Source organism: Rhizobium sp. PEPV16, from assembly GCF_008919455.1.
Taxonomy (GTDB): Bacteria; Pseudomonadota; Alphaproteobacteria; order Rhizobiales; family Rhizobiaceae; genus Rhizobium; species Rhizobium leguminosarum_Q.
Window position 1 is genome coordinate 1 of record NZ_VSZV01000115.1, and the last position, 5,537, is coordinate 5,537.

Annotated in this window: 4 protein-coding genes and 1 pseudogene; 2 read left to right on the top strand and 3 right to left on the bottom strand. The window is 55.8% G+C overall.

The genetic code is table 11. The features are described from left to right. Positions 1–169 precede the first annotated feature (169 nt). Complete coding sequence (locus FY112_RS01700; RefSeq protein WP_072641054.1) at positions 170–616, top strand: helix-turn-helix domain-containing protein; 447 nt, start codon at positions 170–172, stop codon at positions 614–616. Between the two features lie 527 nt (positions 617–1,143). Here the strand turns inward: FY112_RS01700 and FY112_RS01710 are convergent. From FY112_RS01710 to FY112_RS01720, 3 genes and pseudogenes are all read right to left on the bottom strand, one after another. Continuing rightward, positions 1,144–1,323, bottom strand: a pseudogene (locus FY112_RS01710) (succinyl-CoA--3-ketoacid-CoA transferase); the annotation flags it as partial. Between the two features lie 648 nt (positions 1,324–1,971). Next, entirely contained in the window at positions 1,972–2,277 is a 306-nt protein-coding gene (locus FY112_RS01715; protein WP_132613579.1) for a P-II family nitrogen regulator, read from the bottom strand. Positions 2,278–2,379: 102 nt separating this feature from the next. Continuing rightward, positions 2,380–2,589: a hypothetical protein gene (locus FY112_RS01720; RefSeq protein WP_151517495.1), complete on the bottom strand. Its 210-nt coding sequence runs from the start codon at positions 2,587–2,589 to the stop codon at positions 2,380–2,382. An 899-nt stretch (positions 2,590–3,488) separates the two neighbouring features. Between FY112_RS01720 and FY112_RS01725 the strand changes: the two genes are divergently transcribed. Beyond that, positions 3,489–4,748, top strand: a complete 1,260-nt coding sequence (locus FY112_RS01725) for an SfnB family sulfur acquisition oxidoreductase (protein WP_210384798.1) — start codon at positions 3,489–3,491, stop codon at positions 4,746–4,748. The last annotated feature ends 789 nt before the right edge of the window (positions 4,749–5,537 follow it).

Genomic DNA, 5,537 nt, shown 5'->3' on the forward strand with positions numbered 1-5,537 from the left:
CGGGCAGGTCGCGCCAGCGGCCGCCGGAACGGGCCATCCACAATAGAGATGAAATTCTGAGCGGCTTCGATCAGACGCCAAATCCACTAACTCAATCTCATTTCGCAAACTTTCAGTTATTGCAGTTAATGGCGACGGGTACTATATTGGCGATCCAGGAGATATTGCCATGGCCAGTCAAATCGTTCACTTCGCCGGACTGTCGGATCGCGATCGTAAGGCAGCTTCACCTCTGCCGAAACTGGGCGCGGGCGACAGGCTGGAACTTCATGTTCGCCATGAAGGCGGGAAGGAACAGACGCTATCGATACCGCCGTCGGCCGCCGCGGCAGTTGAGGCGCTTTTGGCGCACATGCTACGTGGCGAACGTGTTGCCGTGCTGGCCGAAGACCAAGAACTGAGCCCGACCGAGGTGGCGGCTATTCTCGGCATCTCTCGTCCCCTCGTCGTCCTTCGCATGGATCGGGGCGATCTGCCATTCCGCTACGTGGGCAAACATCGCCGTGCTCTTCTAAAGGATGTACTCGGGCTGAAATCCAGGCTCGACGTCCGTCAAGCGGCGGTCGACGCGCTTGCCGAAGATACCGAGGACTTGATCCAGACCCATGGCCTCTAAACCGCCTGTCGCGGTCTATGATGCCTGCGTCCTTTATCCATTTCATCTTCGGAATGTCCTGATCCAGTGCGCCTTTGATGGCCTTGCCGAGGCGCGCTGGACCGACGATATCGAGTGCCAGACTTGCCCGGTTTAATCTGCGCAAGACAACGCCGACGGTTGAGGGGTTCATCAACGCGCTTCAGCAAAATGGGCTGAAGAAATTCGCAACGTTGCTCCACCAGAACATCAACCGGCTGGACCGATAAGGATGAACCCGATCAACTTGCCGCAATCGTCGCTTTCAGTGCTTGAAGCAGTTCTCTCGATGCCATTGCAGGAACTGGGAATGCGGTCGCTCATGCGAACCGCACCCATAATGTCATCGGTGCTGCGTAACCCCAATTTATGGAACTCAAGGTTATTGTGTCGGTACGCGCAGCGATTATCGCCCGGCAACAATGAAGCCCGGTACCGGGGCGCCTTTGAGGCGATGTTCGGCGGTTGATTGATGGGCAGGGCTGTAGTATCCGGCCCGGCGGCCGCGGCTACTCCCTGAGGTTGATGTCGAAGTAGCAAGCTGTCTTGGCTTTGATCTCCTCAAGTGGAACACCGTCCGCTAATTCGATCATCCTGTGCTCTCCATGACGAGCGAGTGTGAAGACACCGGGATCGTTTATGACGAGGTCGGCCACGCGTTTACCGGTGAGCGGCAGGTTGCACTCCTTAGGCAGCACATCGGCACGCGCGGACTGCAATATCTGCATTCTGGGCTGCGCCGTGGCGCCCCAGTTGCCCAAGCCCGAAAGTTTTGCGGATCGATAATTGCCTCGGGATCTTTGGCGATCAAACTTCCCATCCAGGCTTCGAATTACGGCCTAAGAGCTTGTGCGCCTCGCGAGTACCGGCGATGCCTTGAGCAAGGGCGAATGCAACAAACGGATCCAGAGGCCCCAACGGAGCAGCTCCCTAAACCAGAAGCCAATCCATGGAAGTCCCGTCGTTGCGCGCCACGTCTCAATCGAGGGTGACTCAAGCTCACCAGCGTTCGCCGACCATAACTGCGACAACGAAGCTCCAACCGCCACACCGAGACGAAATTCGAGATTGTCGGCGAGGAACCTTGGCCATAGGCGAAGTGCTTCGGGAGCCGGGTCTACCGCTACTGGTCGTTTCATCCACCAACTAAGTACGTCTCCCCAATCGAGTTGAGATCTCAGGCTTGGAACTTGTGTGCTGAAAGCCGTTGCACTTCGGCGGATCGATGATTTTGCTCGCCGCAAGTCAGCTCGCGGGACTCGCGTTGCTGATTGCAGTCAGCCAATCGTCCGAAGGGTCGCACGAGCGGGAAATTTGCGGAATCTTCAGCAACACCGTTAGTAGGTCAATATTTCATAGACGTCGCTCACCAGAATTCTGGTATCCGCGCCATAGCCGATAAGCGCCGTCAAGATAGCTTCCGCGACGATTTCCGTCTGGGTGTCTCTGGTAACAATCTCTAGCCTGACGGCGGACTTGTCGTCAGCAACATGCTCTACACCTCGATAACGGGTCACTCTGCGGTTTCGCGGCGCAAAATCCGTAACATCGGACAGCACGAACTCGAGTAAGCTTAGATCCAGCAATGCCTCGCGCACATCGCCGACGCGTGAAGGGGGGAAAATCGCTTCGATCTTTTTCATGGCGTTCACTTCATCCGCATAAGGGAAATGACTCGGAAATTGCAGTTAGTTTGGGTCCGATCCTTTGCTCGCAACTGCAGGATCTGCCGCAATTGATTCCAGCTAACGAATGTTACTCGCACGCGGAGATTGCCCCATCGTCCGCGGGTAAACCTCGTTAAGAATATCAGCGAGCCGGGCTGCCGCCTCGTGATGCAGGCCCGATAGGATTTCTCCGCCAAACGTGGCGGGCGTCTCGTAATGGTCGTCCCATACCATCCACTTCTCGGTTGGCATCAAAATGACATCAAATCTCAATGTTGAATTGTTCATCGCGGTTTCTTCTAAGCCAAGTCACCAGCACACCTGACCTTTAATCCGGTCTTCGGGTGCGCGATCGCCTATCATGTAAAAAGGACTCAAGCCGTCTCTCGGCATGTGATCATGTCTGCGATCCGCTATGGCGCTGTTTCAGTTCCCGGCCTGCTTGTTGCAAATGACACGATGTTCGAAGGCGACGGTCCTTGAAATCATCCTTCGACTACTGCTTCAGCTTCAGCCTCTCCCAAGGCATTCAAAATCATTTGTACACTCCAACAATGGGAGTCGGCTTTCTCCGGCGATGGTCAACCGGACGGTAACCACGAAAATTGCGACGCGCCCGTAGAAGGTGGCTTCAACCGCGGCAGCATCGTCATCTGGGTGCGCGCCTGTGGATCCGCAACCACGCCGAGCATATAAACATCGACCCCGCTGAGCATCATATAGGTTCCACATCCCTTCGTGTTCGAGAGACCAGGTGATGATCGTTGTAATCGCGGATCAGGTCGAGGTTATGCCATACAGGCCAGCATGCCGCGCGCCAGACCTCGACCTTCATGAACGAGAGAGATTCCGGCCCTTGGTCATTAAGTTTGCGGAGCGTCCGGTCGTGCCGGTACATTCCAGCGAACGACTTGGTGATCCAGACGGCGATTGTTGTTGCGCTCGGGATAGACCGCTTTGTTACGAATGACGTACGGCGCTCCATACCAGCAATGATCGTGAAATGTGGGCTGCTGAAACTGCCTATTCCTGTATAGGGGCATGGCCTCGGTTTCGGAGCGCTTGCCTCTCGACGGCCCACTGCACCTCACAGTTCGCAGTTCCTCGGTCAGGGTGATCACTTTCACCGCGGTCGAATACCTGCTTCCTCGAACTAGTAGCCAACCAATGACTAGGAAGACGATGACATGAGTAATACTATCGCGAAAGCCTCTCAAGTTTCGGAGTCCATGCCAACTCCGGAGTGGGCGCCCTGCCCCCCAACAGAACATGCCCACGTGATCAGCAGCGACGAGGAAGCGATTGCGATTGCCGAGAATTTGCGCTTGCGTTTTCTTGCCGACGCCGGCTCAAGGGACAAAAATAGAACGCTTCCGTTCGAGGAGGTCGACGTTTTTTCGCAAAGCGGTCTTTGGGGGATCACAATCCCGAAAAACTACGGCGGTGCAGGAGTTTCGCAGACCACGGTCGCCAAGGTTTTCACACTCCTTGCTTCAGCCGATGCCTCGCTGGCGCAAATGCCGCAGAGTAACTTTGAAATCATCGACGTCATTCGACTCACCGGAAGCGAAGAGCAGAAGAGAAATCTCTTCGGCATGGTGCTCGCCGGCCAGAGATTGGGAAACGCGTTTTCGGAATTTAAGGGCAAGAATGTCGAAGATTTTGAGACCCGATTGGTCCGTGACGGAGATGAGTTTCTCGTCTCAGGACAGAAATTTTACTCGACCGGCGCGCTCTTCGCTCACCTCGTCCCGATCGTGGCATTGGATGAAGGTGGCCATGTCGTCGTTGCCGTGGCCGATCGAACCGCGAGCGGACTAACAGTTGTGGACGATTGGTCAGGCTTCGGCCAGCGCACGACCGCTAGCGGCTCGGTGCTGCTGGATAGCGTGCGCGTTGCTGCCTCAAGAGTATTGCCTGCCCACATCGTATACGAAAAGCCGAGCGCCGTTGGTCCGCAGAGCCAAATTATCCATGCCGCGATCGATCTTGGGATTGCCAAATATGCTATCGATGTCACAATCGATCTCATCAAGACCTATGCCCGTCCTTGGATCGACAGCGGACGGGAACGCGCGAGTGATGATCCCTACACGATCGCCGCTGTTGGAGACTTGAAAATCAAGTACAACGCCGCCGAAGCAATGCTTGAACGCAGCGGACGTCAGCTTGATGCCACGATCGCCAATGTCGATGAAAGGACGATCGGCTTGGCGAAAATCGCAATTGCGGAAGCGAAGGTTTTGTCCACAGAACTTGCCCTCCTTGCATCGAATAAGCTATTCGAACTCGTAGGAGCGCGCTCGACCCTCGAGAAGCTGAATTTGGACCGCCTTTGGCGCGATGCGCGAACACACACGCTCCACGACCCAGTTCGCTGGAAATTCCATGCAATCGGACAATACTACTTAAATGAAATCGAGCCTCCGATACATTCCTGGATCTAAGCAAGTACACTGGGGTCGGCCAGAGTGTCGGCAGTCTCTGTAGGGGAGAGCGCGCCGGAAGGTAGTCGCTAGCCAGACCGATGAAGTGGCCGGTGCTGGAAAGTGTGATGTTCGCCACGGAAAACGAAGCCGCATGAGGCAAGAACTGAAAACCAAAGACTCTCGTAAAATTCGGGGGCGACTTGGATCTCAGGTCACAACATATAGCCAAGGGCGACCATGGGGCAGAGACAAGGACCGCGGCTCACTGTCGGGTTGCCTTTCTTAGCTTGGAACTATGGGCGCGGCGATTTACCCGACTGGATCATCAGCCAGCCAGGCCCCGTATTTCTGCCTGCCGTTGAGCGCATTTCTACTGTTGTCGAGTACCATGGTCTTCGCGGCTGGCTTCGGCGACTAGAACCGCGTGGCCTTTGCCGCTGGGTGTCTTGGCGACGTCAATACGAACTGCCTTTGACGACCAGCCCATCGGGCCAGCCAGCCAAGACCGCCAGCGGGGGCGGTTATGCACGGCAAACATCGAGGCAAGTGCCATATCGGCGACCAGTTTGTGCCTACAAATTTTCTGTCTCCCGGCGATCGGCACAGTAGCTCCTCGTGAACAGATCGCATTATGGCTGCCGAACGAGTTCAAGCGCGTAGAAGCCAGGCTGCATCGCAGCCTGGCTCATCGCAAATCGCGTGGCAGACAAGCAGCAACTCGAATGTGTCGCCGGCCCGTTATTGGGATATATCAGGCTCCAGGCTGCTTGGTCTTCCTGAGATAGGGCAGAACCGTATCGAAGGAGC